Below are 14,353 nucleotides of genomic sequence, written 5' to 3' on the forward strand. Positions count from 1 at the left end.
GCTACTGCTGCCCGCCGATGGTTGCGGCCCACGGGTATGAAAGGTAAGCGATAGAGGCGGCAGCGCCCGATATCCTCTTGTTTTGCACAAGAATATTGGGCATGTAATTGAGTGGTGTCCAGGGGAGATCGCGGGTGACTAGCTCCTGTGCTTGGATAGTAGGCTCGGCGCGTGCGACGGGATCAAGCGTCTGTCTCGCCTCCTCAATAAACTCTCCCGCCTGGTTATAGTTGGTAAAGTTGTAGGCTCCGCCCGGAGTGAAGATCGCGTAGATATCGAGCGGATCCGGCACGTTGCCGTAGTAGGTTGTTAAGAATCCGTCGAGGCCCTCGCGGGCTTTCGGGTCAACGTAAATATTTCCGTACTGTTCCACCGGTATAACGCGGATCTCAATCTTTAATCCGATCGCCTGACCCGCCGCCTGGATGAGGTTCACCGTTTGCTCGTGAACAGCGGATGATCCCTGCACCGCAATCACAATCGGTTCAGAAATATCACCGGCCTGTGCCAGCAGCTCGCGGGCGCGATCAAGATCCGGGTCTGTATTGTAGGAGTCAAGCGCCTCCTGGAACAGCTCAGCTTCCGGGCCCGAACCAAAATAGTCGGGTCCCGTCAGGGTTGGCGCTGGCAGTGCCGCACCCTGAAAGACAACATCGGCAATGGCCTGACGGTCAAGCGCTGCCAGCAGGGCCGCGCGAACCTCAGGCTGTGCAAACGTGCCGGTTTCCTGCAGCGCTCGCAGTGTCCAGAAAACGTAGGACTTGCCGTAGGTGGTTGTGGTGTTATCGCTGTTCAACTGGCTGAGGCCGGCCGGGGGAAGGTAGAAATACTGTCCGTCTATGTCGCCGGAGCGAAGCGCATTGATGGCGGTTGTTTCATCGGCGATAAAGCTAAAACTGATTTGTTCCACGAGGGGAATGAGGTCGGTATCCCAGTAGTGTGGGTTTTTGCTCAGGGTAATCGCCTTCCCCGGCTCCCAGCTCGTGAGGGAAAACGGCCCGGTGCACTGGAGACCACCGCGTGGAGTACCAAAGGCTTCTCCAGCGGCAACGGCTGCGGATTGTGAAACAATTGCTCCCGCGGCCGTTGACATTGCCTGGGCGAAGAGGACATCGGGCTGGGTGAGCTTGATCGTCACCTCACGGTCCGCTGTTTTTTCGACCGAGGCGACGTTGAGGAAGTAGTCGGTCCAGTAGGTTGTTGAGCCCGGTCCGAGCTGGCGCTCGAGCGAGTAAACCACATCGTCCGCGGTGAGGGCAGAACCATCCCAGAAGGTTACGCCGTCACGAATCGTATAGATGTAGGTTTGTGGGTCGGGATTTGCAACGCTCTCCGCCAGCGCATTCTCTTCGGTGAGCTCCGGGGTGAGTCGGGTGAGCCCCTCGCACAGGTTGGCGTCAACCGTGTTTTCTGCGTAGTTAAAAGTGTGCATGGGATCTAGCGAGAGCGGTTCGTAGGGAAGGTTCCATGTCACCCGATCAACCGTGCCGGCACCGGACTCGGTGGTGGTTGCTAGTTTCGAGAAGTCGATGTCCAGGGTGCTTTGCCCTGCGCCACCGGAATTGGAGTCGGCGCAGGAGGTGAGAATCAGAGAAGCAGTGATAAAAGTACCGACTATAAGGAGGCGTGGTTTCAGCATAGGAAACTCCTTTGTTTCAGTGAGGGGGCGAATAGCGGTGGGGGAGTTCAGCTATCAGGGAGGCTTATGCTGTGTGTGTACACCTCGTTTCCATGACGGATGACGCGACTTGGCGCGGGGCGATCAACCACGAGTTCGGCGACGGAATTTGCCGCGAACTCAAGCCGTGTGTCGTTGCGTGTGTGTGGCCACGCGATAAGGTCGGGGACACCCATCATCTGCGCTCCCGAGATTGAGGAGAGGTGAAAGGCTCGCTCAAGGTCGGAGTCGGTAATTGCGCCGGTACGGTAGGCGAGAAGGTGTGCACGATCCACCATACTTCCGGTGCCAAACGGACTCCAGGAATCGCGAACCCCGTCGGAGCCGACGGCGAGCTGAACCCCGTGTTTCTCAAAGAGGTCAAGATTTGGAACGGGGTCTGGGCCGAGGGCGCAGGTTGTAATCCAGATTCCTGCGTCAGCAACACTGTCGAGGGTCCGACCCAAGCTGGGGAGGGAGCCATCGCAGAGTGCAAACGCGTGACCTATGGTAACGCGCCCTTCCCTACCACCGGCAAGAGTGCGGGTGGCGATATTGCGAATCTGTTCGAGCCCGATTTCTCCGCCGTCGTGAAGATGGATGTCGAGGTCGCGCCCGGCGCGATCGGCCAGTCTGAAGATGGCGTCTAGGTGTCCGTTAACGTCGCCCTCGAGTCCGTGGGGGTCGATCCCTCCGACGAGGTCGGCACCCGCGCTCAAGGAGGCCTCCATAATGTCGAGTGTGCCGGGGTTGGTCAGCAGGCCAAACTGAGGGAACGCCACGATCTGAACCGTGAGGTGGGGGGTGAGACGCTCGGCAGCGGCTCGGACACCCTCGATATGGCTGAGGCCGAGTTCGCTTGATACGTCAACGTGAGCGCGCATTGCGAGTGTGCCGTTTGCGAGTGCGTGAGAGAGCAGAGAAAACGTGCGCTCCTCCACGGTGAGAGGTAGGTCGAGCTGGGTTTCACGATCATTTTGGATGAAATCCGCGACGCTGTGCGCGGATTTTCGAGGAATCCACGGGCTGCCCCACCCCGTTTTATTGGGGTGAATGTGGGCATCGACGAGTCCGGGGGTTGCTAGGTGAGACCCCTTGATGATGGCGTCATTGTGCATCCTGATCCTCCTCCTAACGGGTATCGCCGTGGTGGCACATACGTTTTCATAAAAGATCAGTCATCTGATATATGATAACCATATCTTTCAAACAGAAAGCAAGAGTGTGAAACCAATTCAGCGTCCTACCTCGCTGGTTGATACCGTGGTCAACCAGATGCAGCGGGAAATAACCCGGGGAGCCTGGGAGATCGGCAGTAAGATTCCCTCCGAGAGTGAACTAACAGAAATGCTTGGGGTGAGCCGCTCCTCAATTCGTGAAGGTGTCCGCTCTCTTGTTCAGCTAGGTCTTCTTGAGACACGGCAAGGCGACGGTACTTATGTCATTGCTGATGATGCAACGCGGGTTGCGCTGAGTCGTGCTATCGATCATGCGGATATTCGGGAGGTTATCCGAGTGCGCCGCGCGCTCGACGTTTTAGCCGCGCACGAGGCTGCCGCCTCCCGCACCGAGTCTGATATCGTACGGCTTAAAAAACACCTGGTGGATCGTGCGGACGCTATAGCGCGGGGTGATATTGATGGGTTTGCTCGGCACGACGTTGCGTTTCATCTTGAGGTGGTGCGGGCCTCTGGTAATAGGCTTCTCGTCGGCCTCTATGCAAGCTTTGAACGATCACTGCACCTTTCAGTTGCAGATACTTTAGAGGTGTCTCGAAGGGTCGATCCTGATAATCACGGGTTTCATGAAGCCCTGTGTGACGCAATAGCGGAGGGGCAACCGGATAGCGCTGGCAAAGCCGCTTTGGGGGTTCTGGAGCGCCAGGAGCAAACTCTTAACGGGTAACGCTGACGATTGCGAAACCAAATAGTTTTACGCTTCACTGGCCTCTGAAGTGTTTCTGCTCGCGGTGGAACCTCATACTAAATCTCTTTTGAAATAAAAGCTGCTGTAGAGCGAGCCTGACTATTCCCTGTCTATGTTGTTTTTCTTGGTGTGGTTCATAGTGCTGTGTTTGATCGTGCCATTACCCCTATCGTTTTGATCCTCTTCTTCCTCCCGGCCCGGGGTTCCCCGCAATCTGGGGGCATACGCTTTGCCGCCGTCGGGCCGCTTGTTCTTGGTTTTGTTGTGCAGGTCGGTTTGTCTTAGAGCATAAACATCTCAATTCTGTTGGTTGCGGCCCGAAAGTAGCTTGAGTTTGGGTGTACCATCGCTCGTTTTTCTTTTACATAGAGTCTTGGGCACTATGGCTGCTAGCAAGAGACCTGTGAAGGTGACCCAAATAAAACGATGTGGTCTAGAGATTAGCCGTGAGGAGGCAGATTGTGGCGGTGATTTTACCCGGTTGTGGATATCTTCACGCTACAGCGTTTAAACAGTCGCGAAATCACTGGTGCAGGCGGTAAAAGCTGAAGTCGTATAACCAATCGTGAGCCGCTTGAGCTGCTTATCTACAGCGGCAAGAGTGCCTGCTGCTCCGCGCCATCGTATCGGTCATGATCGGTGTGTGTCTGTGACACCACAGCAGCTTTTTGCAAGAAGAGCAGCCACATCTAGTGGGTGAGTAGCCCGCGCGGGGTGCTACCCCGGTGGGGAGCAAAGTACACGGACACTGCACTGAGTAAGGAATCGGCTAGTAAAGGAAGAAAAATGACCAGGGCACGTGAGAATATCAATAGAAATCATCTCCGGCGGCAACTAAAATTAGGAAAGCCCCCATCCGAAAAACTTGCCTCTCTGCGAGCCGTATTTATTTCTTTTCTCTCCCTGGTCTTTCTGGCGGCTGGGAGCATTACGCTCTCATCACCTGCTCAAGCGGCTACGATCTTGGGGCCAGGGTTTGGGTTTGATGGTGGCCGTAGCATTTTTGGAGGCTACATTGCCCCGGATGGAAGCATTGCTTATTGCCTGGAGTGGGGTAAACCCGGACCGACCAATCCCGCTTGGGCAACCACTAACCAGGGTCCTGCATCTTCCTTTAACGGTTGGGGAGAGCTTGAGATCTCTCGAATTAACTATGTTGTAACCACCTGGGGGCAAACAGCAGATCCGGTGCAAGCGGCCGCGGTTGCTGTAACCATCTGGTCGAGGCATGCGCAGTCTCAGGGGGCTCAGGTATCAGATTTTTCGGATAGCCACCCGTATGTTTTTCAAGCCTTATCCGATCCCAATATACGCGCCAGGGTTTTTGAGTTGCGTGACATGATGACCCGGGCGGCAGATAACTATACGCCCGTGCCGATGCAGCCACACGGATTATTGAGCGTTGAACCCCACGATGCGGGGCATGATCGTGGATGGGTGAGTGTCAAAGACCTTGCCCCTGGCACGCGCGGGACGCTTGTTCTCGACGGGGCTGTTTTTGATGCCACCGGAAGCCCCTCGATAACCGGGGCCGAGAGCGGCTCACGATACTCGATTACCTATATGCCAACAGACGAGCAGCTCTCAACGGTGTCCACGACACTGACCGGAACCTTCACCATGCCCGGTAGGCCGGGAGATCACATTAATCTGTGGGTCACGCCGCCGAGGGGCCAAACCATAGGAACCCCGAGTTCTGCTCTTGAAGATTATCGTTTTTCACTGACCGTAACCGGTGAGCCTCGTGATCTGCGCTTTTCCCCGGTTGTGCAGACGCAGGTTCCCACGGTCATCGTTGAGAGAGGTGAACGTTTCACCGATACTCTTTATCCGTCTTTAGCCCCGGGGAGTCTTCCCTGGAGACGGCTCAGTAGTGGCAATTATCTTCCCATAACTCTGTGGTGTCAGGCATATGGGCCGCTACTTTCTCCGCCCACGCAGTCTTCGCTGCCCGATCCCGATGCTCCTGTGTTCGGTAAGAAGATTCTTATGAGTACGGAAGAATCTCCCGCAGAGCCCTGGAAGATTCCCGTGGACGTTAGTTTCGATGGGGTGGCTGAGCAAACCGGTTACTACACCTATGTTTGTGGTGTTGATGCCCATCAGCAACAGGATGCCCGCAGTGTTCAGGCGTTACCCACCGATTACTTTTATCAGCACGATTACGGACTCGTCGAAGAAACCCAGGTCACTCCAATGCGCGTGCGGTTTGATACACAACTTGACGCTGCGATGGTGGCTCCGGGAACCCAGGTCTCCGATGCTATTATCCCGAGAACAGAAAGCGGGGGATGGCTCGAAAGCGGGGACGGGATAATTCCCGTTACGCTGGAGGGAACCGCGTATTGGAGTGAGTCGCAACCCGAACGCTCGCAAACGGCACCGGACGGCACAGAGGTGGTGGGTACCTACTCAATGACACTTCTGGGTCTCCAAGAGGTTTTGAGCTCTCCTCTCACCACCCCCTATCGTGTCGGGTGGGTTACGGTTCAGTGGTGTATCCCCTCAGAGCTACAGCTGGAAAGCTATCAAGATTTAATAGAGGATTGGTGCGATGATTACGGGGTTCCGGCGGAGACAGTGAAGCTTGAGTGGCCACAAGTAGTGACGCAAGCCACCACGGAGGCGCTTGTTTCTCAGGAGATATCAGACGTTGCCACCGTCAGCGGGATAATGCCCACCAATCCAGACCTTCTGCTTAACCTGAGCTTTGAAGCTTTTCTACAGGAAGGAAACGGCGTAAAAACCTCGGGGCACCCTCCTCGATGTGAACCTGATAACAGGGTCTTTCGTACGGAGCAAGAACCCCTCGCGGTGGGGTCTACGGGCGACTATGTGAGTGCTCCTTACAGAACACAGAAAGCAGGGACATATTTTTGGGTTGAGACTCTCACCTGGCTCGACAAGCGTACTCAGGAGACCGGAGTTATCAGTGTGGGAGAGTGTGGTACACCCTCTGAAGCCACCATTGTCAGCAGCCCACCCGTACTAGCAACAACGGGAGAAGACGCTCTTTCGTTTTTAGTGACTGGCGGGATGATGATTGTCACGGGGATTGGTTTTGTCGTCTTTATGAGGCGAAAAAGCTTGCGCAAGAGCCGCTAAGGATAAATTTAAGAATATATATTTTAGTGTTTGAAATATGCGGAAGCAGGAGCATATAGTTAAAGCCAAGAAATGATTGGCAACACGTCGACCATCATACTCAGTTCAGGAGGAGGGCATCATGTCTGGTACCGCGGAGGAATACGCACGCTCGGTCAGATCAGGGATCAATGCCATTTGGTGGCTCTACCTGATTCGCGGGATCTGTGCGATTATCTTTGGAATCATCGCACTGAGTTCTCCGGGTGTGGTGGCCGGCGTGCTTGCCGTGATTATCGGCATCTACCTGATTATAGACGGGGTGTTTATCGCGGTGGGAACAATTGTGCGGCGGCAGAATATCCCCGGCTGGGGATGGGGCTTTACCCGCGGAATTGTGACGACTCTTGCCGGAGTCTTCATCGTGATTTTACCGACGTGGAGCGCGGCTATTGTTGGGTCGGTCATAGTCTGGACAATGATTATCCTCGCTCTTCTTGCCGGAGTGTACGGCGCTATTCGCGCCTTTCGTTCCCGCCGGTATAACTCTGTGTGGGGTTGGGGAATGGTCTCGAGCGTACTCACCCTGGTGCTCGGTATTATCTTCGCCATCCTGGTGGTCTCTAATCCCAGTTTCGCGGTTAAGGCACTTGTCTGGGTCGCAGGCTTTTGGGCCTTGATTGTGGGGTTGGTGCTCACTTTTATGGCTGTGCGAGTGCGTCGTGAGCTTCGTGAACTCGGCGAAACTTTCACAAATGCGGTGTGACCTTCTCCCCGTCGACGTGATTACCACCGTGCCCGTAGCGGCTGTGCAGTTTAGCCCGGGCCCAGAGCTTGCTGATAATTTGACAAAAATTATCTCCCTCACTGAACGTGCCGCCGAAGAAGGGGCAAAGCTGGTTCTCTTTCCTGAATACTCCCTGCACTTCACCCCAAGAATGAGCCGAGAAACAGTGACTCGGGCAGAAAGCGTTGCTGGCCCTTCGGTAACGGCCCTGCGCAATACGGCACACAGGCTCGATATCTATATGGTGTTTGGGTTTATCGAAAGTATTCCGGGGGAGAGCAATCGCGGCTATAACACGGTGCTTGCGATCAACCCCCGTGGAGAGATCGTCGCGAGCTACCGCAAAGTACACCTTTATGATGCCTTTGGACAGCGTGAAAGCGAGTGGATACTTCCCGGGGACATCGCTGAACCTCCCGTTTTCTGGATAGAGGATCTGGGGGTAGGGCTGCAAACCTGTTACGACCTGCGCTTTCCTGAGAGCACTCGTTGGCTTGTTGATGGAGGAGCAGAGCTTGTCCTCGTCCCTGCCGAGTGGGTTGCGGGAGACTTTAAAACCCACCACTGGAAAACGCTGCTTGCCGCGCGCGCCATTGAAAACACCGTCTATATTGCAGCAGCCAACCACACCCCGCCAATCGCAGTGGGCAACACGTCGATCATCGATCCCCGAGGACAAACACTGGCAACAATTGAGTATAGTGAGGGAGCGATTCGAGCCGAAATATCCCGAGAAACCCTCAACAGTGTTCGTAAGATAAACCCTGCGCTGGCGCTGAGAAGGTTTAGTGTGCAATCTGCGGAGTTTGATAAATAGCATCCCATAAGAGAATAAACAGACCGTACCCAGCGCGTTCACATAGAATACATAGCCATACGAAGCATCCTGTCATTGTGCGGAAGGAGCAATCAATGAATACACCAGAGAATCCCACGAACCCAGGATCGCAAAACCCAGAATCACCTCAACCTCACGGAGACCAGCCTGTTTCCGCAGAAACAGCGGCACCAGGTCCCGTTCCAGCATCAGGTGAGGTCCCCGCTGCGCCGACCACGGCACAGTCAGCACCCCCCGCAAGCCAACAGGCAGCATCATCGGGGAACGCAACGCAGCAACCCGCCTCGCAGCAACCCGCCCCCACTAATCAACAGCCTTATGGAAATCAGACTCACCCGTCCCCACAGTCCGCTCCGCAGCAAACCGGTCACTACGCTCCTGGCGCTCACGCTCCGGGGACTCACGCTCCCGGAGTCCAGGCTTCTGGAACCTACGCGGGTGTACAGCCTCCTCAACCTAATCAGGCCCCCCCGTTCGGTACCCCACAAGCGGGGCAGTTCCCACAGGGGGCGGCATTTGGAGCTGGCGCTGCGACGACATCTCCGAGCGCTCCCAGAAAGACAAGCCGATCATTCCTGGTGGTAGGAGGAATCGCGCTTGCCGCTCTGATTGGTGGAGTTTCCGGTGCGGGAATCACCGCCGCTATAAGTGCCCAAAACGACACCGTTATACGTGGTGAGAACGGACCCCAGACGATAACCGTAAACAATACCGACGAGGTCTCGGTTGTTACAGGAATTGCCGCTGAGGTTATGCCGAGTGTGGTCACTATTTCGGTTGCAAACGGCAGCAACGCGGGCAGCGGCTCCGGCGTGGCGATTGATGATGATGGGCACATACTCACCAACAACCACGTGATAACCCTTGATGGAGAAAGCGCAGAAGGAATGACCATACGCGTTCATACGAGCGACGGTCGAATCCTTCCCGCGACGGTTGTGGGAACAGACCCCATGGCCGACCTTGCGGTCATCAAGGTAGAAGATGCAAACCTTCCCGCAGTTGAGTTTGCCAACTCTGAAAAACTTAACGTGGGCGATCTGACGGTTGCCATTGGAGCGCCACTTGGCCTCCCCGGAACCGTCACGAGCGGTGTGGTCAGCGCACTAAACCGCGGTATCACGGTGGGAACCACCACTACTCCCACCGATCCGGAGAACCAAGAACCGAACCCCTCAGATCCCCGCAGCCCGTGGAACTTTGATCTTCCCGGACAAGTCCCGCGTTCCTCCGGTACCGTGAGTTACGTTGCGCTTCCCGTTATTCAAACGGACGCCTCCATCAACCCCGGCAACTCGGGCGGCCCGCTGCTCAACAGTGAAGGAAAGCTCATTGGTATTAACGTTGCCATTGCAAGTACTGCAGCCGCTGAAGACAGTACCGCAGGAAGCGTCGGCCTCGGCTTTGCAATCCCGTCGAACCTGGCTCAGCGAGTTGCCGACAGCATTATTTCGGGCGAACCAACATCGCACGGACTGCTGGGCGCAACCGTAACGGATTCTAGCCGGGATGCCAACGCAACGGTGGCGGGTGCTACCCTGAGAGACGTGAGTGAAGGCGGAGCGGCAGCGGCTGCTGGGCTTCGCTCCGGCGACACGATCGTAAAGTTCAACGGTATTCCCATTACCAATAGCACCGATCTCACCGCGCAGGTTCGCTATCTTCCCGGTGGCAGCAGGGCCGAGGTCGAGTACGTTCGTGATGGTAATACCCATACGACCGAGGTCACCTTGGGAACGCTCGACCAATAGCTGCTCGCCTCATTTAGCCCCTCAGGCATACGTTTTCTAGGGGGCGCGAAAAACTCCCAGCGCTTTGGGCGTGATATTAACCCCAGAGCCTGTGAAAACCCGCTTCCGCAGTGTGAAAGCTCGGAAGCGGGTTTTTCGGCGGGTGTCCGGTAGCTGCGCACCGCGCTCCTTGATGACTCGCTCCAAGGAAATAGTTATTAGCTATACGGTATTGTCAAACGCACGGGATGCTCTTCGGGCGCTAGATCAACAACGAATGTGAGGAATGAGTGGCACGGTTTACCTTCAATCAAGGAAACCTGCGCAAGCTTGCTTCCCTTCCCCTCTTCGCCCTCACCGCACCCGTGCGCTGGCTCACACCCCGATCAATGGATCGCTGGGTCATTGGCTGTGGTTCCGGTATCGGCGAGGGTGCTCTGGAAATTTATCGGGAGATTGAGCAGCGCTTCCCGGAGCACTCACTTGTCTGGCTGACACACGGGGCGGAACATCGACGTGAAGCTCGCAACCTGGGCATTCGAACCTTATCGCGCAATAGTTTTCGCGGGTGGTGGTACACCGTGCGGGCGGGAACGTGTGTGGTTACTCACGGTTTTGGCGACGTGAACCGCTACGGGGTGATGGGATCTTACCTCGTTCAGCTCTGGCACGGTATCCCGCTTAAAAAACTTCACCTTGATTCTCCTGTGACTACACAACTCCGCTTACCCTGGCCGTTTCAGCGAATCATCACGGGGCTCTACGGAAGAAGCACACGCTCGATCTCTCTTTTGACCACCGCATCACCATTAGCGGCAACACGCATGCGATCAGCTTTTAGGCTTGCACCTGAGCAGGTGACGATCACGGGTGACCCCCGCAACGATGTTCTTTTTTATGCAGATGCGGCAACACGGCGTAACCGAGCGCGTAAAACAATCGAAAAAGTTTTGGGGCTTACCCTAGGTCAGGAATCGTTAGTTTTATACGCTCCAACCTGGCGTGATGGAGATCCCGATCCGGTCTCGCCCTCGGATAGAGAATGGGATCAGCTTGCACTCCTCGCAGAAAAACACAATCTGCGTATTCTTGTGCGCTCTCATCCGCTTGGAGAAGGGGACTACAGACGCGGTACGCAGCGGAGCTCTCGTGTGCACCTTCTGGGGGCAGAAGTGCTGAGTCACATTACTCCGGTGCTACCCGCGTATGACACCGTCATCACAGACTATTCTTCAATCGCCTGCGATTTCTCCCTCACCGGGGGAGCGATCCTCTGGTTTGCCCCAGATCTCGTGTCCTATGAGCGCTCGCGTGGCTTCTACGAGCCCTATCGGCTTACCAGCGAGGGCAGCTACTCTCGCGACTGGAACGGTCTCTGCGAACAGCTAGACACGCTGTATTCACATGCGAATGCGTGGGAAGCAGCGTGCGCGCGTTCCAAACGCCTAGCGTATCGATACTTTTCTTTTGAGGATGCTCTGAGCGCTAGGCGGGTGCTCGACGAGGTGCTCACCCGGCGAGCCGCCTCCGTACTGCCAAACCTGACGGCGACCCCGCTTCCCCCGTCGAAGCCCGTCACAAAACCTCAGGCGAGAGATAACAACAGGGTTGCTGCTGATGAGCGCAGTGCCTTTGTCTCACCTGTCGAAACTCAGGTTTTATCAATCACCCCCTCCTCCAGGGACGAGCCTCCCGCCATTATTGTTCGTGGCACATCAGCCACGGGTTTGGTGCCACGCTCTCTTGTCCTCACCGGACAACAGGCGGATTTACCGGGTTCGATTACTGCCCTGGAACCGTTTGACGGTGACCGGATTACGTGGCAAGCCCGGATTGAGCTGCTTACTTCCTCACCCACAACGATATCTGCACAGGTCATCCGCGACAAAAATTCCCCCTCTAAAATGTTGCCACCACCCAGTGGAGAGTACGGGTTGTTAGCCCTCGGGGATGAGTCAGGCCCTTCCCCCGTTGATACAACGCTCACCTGGGTTGGGATTGATGCCAAGCCCGATACGTTGGTGAGTGTGGGGGAGTGGTGCTCGGTAACCTGTACGCCAGCGCCCAACGCCGCGGTGGTTATCAGTATTGGTCCACCGGTGTTTCCAGATGAACTCCTGGAGACGGTTCAGACCCAGCGTGAGGCTCGCTATCGATCTCGTCCGATAAGCGTCGAAGACGCGGTGTTCTTCGAGAGCTTCTACGGGAGGGTGGCAACCTGTAACCCTGCGGCTATTGATCGTGAGCTTGCGCAGCGAGCTCCCCACATCACGCGATACTGGAGTGTTCGTGACCTTTCCGTCGCGATACCGGAGGGAGCCATCGCCCTGGTGGAAGGGAGCGAGGAGTGGTGGAGAGTGCGTGCCTCTGCTCGTTTGCTGGTGGTGAACGACTGGTTGCGTAAGAGGTGGAAGCCTCGCCCCCACCAGACCGTGATGCAAACCTGGCACGGTACCATGCTCAAGCGTCTTGCTTTGGACCGCTCGCATGTAGGTCCCAGACAGGCCGTAGCTATTATCAGAGAGAGCCGTCGCTGGGATATATTACTCTCGCAGAATGAACACAGCACCCGTGTCTTTCGTCGATCGTATCGTTTTCGCGGTGCGATCTGGCAGATTGGTTACCCCCGTAACGACAGCCTGGTGACACGCGATGGTGAAGAAGCCAGGCACTCGTTGGGCATCCCGCTAAAGAGTCGGGTTGTTCTCTATGCCCCCACCTGGCGAGACGGTTCCGCCGAGCTGGTAGACACCATCGGTTTAGCCGAGATGAGTCGTGAACTGGGGGAGGAGTGGACGATCCTGGTTCGTGGGCATAGCCGAACTCACGAGTACGGTCGATACGAGGGAGATCGCAGAATCATTGATGTGTCACGCTATCCGGGACTTGATGACCTCATTCTCGCGAGCGATATTGTTGTGACCGACTATTCTTCGGTGATGTTTGATGCGTCTGTGGCGCGCAAGCCCCTGGTCTTTTACGTTCCCGATCTTGCCCACTATAAGAGCGACGAACGTGGTTTTACCTTTGACTTTGAGTCACGCGCTCCGGGACCTCTCACACGTACTCGGGAAGAACTTCTTGCGGCAATTCGTTCTCCAGAACAGTGGTACCCAGAATATGCCAAGCGTTATGAATCGTGGCGGCGTGAGTTTAATCCGTACGACGATGGTCACGCCGCCGAGCGCGTGGTTACACGACTGCTCGATGACGGGTATCTACCCTACCCGCCTACGCTATCCAAGTCGGGATCTGTCGGTTGAGTGTTGCCCGCCGCGTATCAAGCCGATCAGAAAGCCCGCCCCCCAGCTCAGGTGCATGGTCGCAAAAACCACCAGCGTGTAGAGGCGGTCGCGGGGGGTGAGCGGGCCCGATATCTTGAGCGACACCAGAAGCAGGGCGCACACATAGAGCAGGGGTCCCAGGTAGAGTGCACTGGCGAGGAGCGAGGGGATGCCCGAGACGATTCCCGTGGCCTGTAGTAGAGCCAGTACCACACACGCAAACCAGGTGAGTACGAGCGCCGGGGGAACAAAGAAGCGCCAGGGATTACGTCCGCCGTATCGTCGAACGAGTTCTGCCCGCCAGGTTCCGGTGGCAATAAACTGTTTGGTCAGGTGCTGCCACGTATCACGCGGCCAATAGGTCACTCGAAGGTCAGGGTCAAACCAGACGGTATAGCCAAGATTACGAATGCGAAGATTGAGCTCCCAATCTTCACCTCGGCGAATACTCTCATCGTAGAGTCCCGCCTCAAAAAGTACATCACGACGGAAAATGCCGAGGTAGGCAGATTCAGCGGGTCCTGCTTCTCTGCTCCCGTGGTAGGCCCCACCTCCCAGCCCAAACGGACTGTTGTAGGCGCGAGCTATGGCCTGCTGAAACGGTGTTCTTCCCTGTGCGTGCATGATTCCGCCCACATTGGCTACGTCTCGTGTGAGAAGTGAGTGCACGCCGTCGTGTGTGTAGTTTTTGCTGAGTTCCGAGTGGGCATCTACTCGAATAATGATGGGGTATTGACTGCGATTAATCGCAAGGTTGAGGCCAACAGGAATGTCGACACCGGGATTATCGACAAGGATGACTCGGGGGTCGTTGGCGGCAATAGACGAAACGATTTTGTTGGTGTTGTCGGTGGAAGGGCCAAGAGCAAGGATAACTTCCTTGGGGCCAGAATATTCCTGCAGGAGGATAGCGGAGACAGAGGCCGCAATATATTTTTCCTCGTTAAGAACAGGCACGATATAACTCACTCCCGGCAGGGTGGTGGGTAGTGAGGAATCCCGAGGTGGTGTCTGGCTATTGTGCACTACTCGATTTTGCCATGAACA

At 55.9% G+C, this 14,353-nt stretch carries 10 protein-coding genes; 7 read left to right on the forward strand and 3 right to left on the reverse strand.

The window, feature by feature from the left end; genetic code table 11:
• Position 1 precedes the first annotated feature (1 nt).
• A complete protein-coding gene (locus tag FrondiHNR_RS05140) occupies positions 2 to 1,639 on the reverse strand; it encodes an ABC transporter substrate-binding protein (RefSeq protein ID WP_279354175.1) in 1,638 nt (545 codons plus the stop codon).
• A gap of 47 nt (positions 1,640 to 1,686) precedes the next feature.
• The gene (locus tag FrondiHNR_RS05145) at positions 1,687 to 2,775 is read right to left on the reverse strand and encodes an amidohydrolase family protein (protein WP_279354176.1); all 1,089 of its coding nucleotides are present in this window, start codon (positions 2,773 to 2,775) and stop codon (positions 1,687 to 1,689) included.
• 106 nt (positions 2,776 to 2,881) lie between these two features.
• Here FrondiHNR_RS05145 and FrondiHNR_RS05150 point away from each other — a divergent pair, with 106 nt between their 5' ends.
• The 7 genes from FrondiHNR_RS05150 (at position 2,882) to FrondiHNR_RS05180 (ending at position 13,285) form a co-directional block, all read left to right on the forward strand.
• Positions 2,882 to 3,562: a FadR/GntR family transcriptional regulator gene (locus FrondiHNR_RS05150; RefSeq protein ID WP_279354177.1), complete on the forward strand. Its 681-nt coding sequence runs from the start codon at positions 2,882 to 2,884 to the stop codon at positions 3,560 to 3,562.
• Positions 3,563 to 3,712: 150 nt separating this feature from the next.
• Positions 3,713 to 3,868: a hypothetical protein gene (locus FrondiHNR_RS05155; RefSeq protein WP_279354178.1), complete on the forward strand. Its 156-nt coding sequence runs from the start codon at positions 3,713 to 3,715 to the stop codon at positions 3,866 to 3,868.
• A 501-nt stretch (positions 3,869 to 4,369) separates the two neighbouring features.
• A complete protein-coding gene (locus FrondiHNR_RS05160) occupies positions 4,370 to 6,688 on the forward strand; it encodes an LPXTG cell wall anchor domain-containing protein (protein WP_279354179.1) in 2,319 nt (772 codons plus the stop codon).
• 121 nt (positions 6,689 to 6,809) lie between these two features.
• Positions 6,810 to 7,433 carry a DUF308 domain-containing protein gene (locus FrondiHNR_RS05165; RefSeq protein WP_279354180.1) on the forward strand — a complete coding sequence of 208 codons (624 nt, stop codon included), beginning with the start codon at positions 6,810 to 6,812 and terminating at the stop codon, positions 7,431 to 7,433.
• The gene (locus tag FrondiHNR_RS05170; protein WP_279354181.1) at positions 7,399 to 8,271 is read left to right on the forward strand and encodes a carbon-nitrogen hydrolase family protein; all 873 of its coding nucleotides are present in this window, start codon (positions 7,399 to 7,401) and stop codon (positions 8,269 to 8,271) included. Before FrondiHNR_RS05165 ends, FrondiHNR_RS05170 begins: the two co-directional genes overlap by 35 nt.
• A gap of 95 nt (positions 8,272 to 8,366) precedes the next feature.
• Positions 8,367 to 10,043 (forward strand): trypsin-like peptidase domain-containing protein, encoded by a 1,677-nt coding sequence (locus tag FrondiHNR_RS05175; protein WP_279354182.1) that lies wholly within the window; start codon positions 8,367 to 8,369, stop codon positions 10,041 to 10,043.
• Between the two features lie 269 nt (positions 10,044 to 10,312).
• Positions 10,313 to 13,285, forward strand: coding sequence for a CDP-glycerol glycerophosphotransferase family protein (locus tag FrondiHNR_RS05180; protein ID WP_279354183.1), 2,973 nt, complete (start codon positions 10,313 to 10,315; stop codon positions 13,283 to 13,285).
• On the opposite strand, the gene FrondiHNR_RS05185 is transcribed toward FrondiHNR_RS05180, so the two are convergent.
• The gene (locus FrondiHNR_RS05185; protein ID WP_279354184.1) at positions 13,259 to 14,332 is read right to left on the reverse strand and encodes a glycosyltransferase family 2 protein; all 1,074 of its coding nucleotides are present in this window, start codon (positions 14,330 to 14,332) and stop codon (positions 13,259 to 13,261) included. The two genes, FrondiHNR_RS05180 and FrondiHNR_RS05185, sit on opposite strands and share 27 nt — an antisense overlap.
• Positions 14,333 to 14,353 lie beyond the last annotated feature (21 nt).

The organism is Lysinibacter sp. HNR (genome assembly GCF_029760935.1).
Taxonomy (GTDB): domain Bacteria; phylum Actinomycetota; class Actinomycetes; order Actinomycetales; family Microbacteriaceae; genus HNR.

Coding starts and splice junctions, on each gene's coding strand:
- FrondiHNR_RS05175 (WP_279354182.1), top strand. CDS start 8,367: ATGAATACACCAGAGAATCCCACGAACCCAGGATCGCAAAACCCAGAA.
- FrondiHNR_RS05140 (WP_279354175.1), bottom strand. CDS start 1,639: ATGCTGAAACCACGCCTCCTTATAGTCGGTACTTTTATCACTGCTTCT.
- FrondiHNR_RS05165 (WP_279354180.1), top strand. CDS start 6,810: ATGTCTGGTACCGCGGAGGAATACGCACGCTCGGTCAGATCAGGGATC.
- FrondiHNR_RS05145 (WP_279354176.1), bottom strand. CDS start 2,775: ATGCACAATGACGCCATCATCAAGGGGTCTCACCTAGCAACCCCCGGA.
- FrondiHNR_RS05160 (WP_279354179.1), top strand. CDS start 4,370: ATGACCAGGGCACGTGAGAATATCAATAGAAATCATCTCCGGCGGCAA.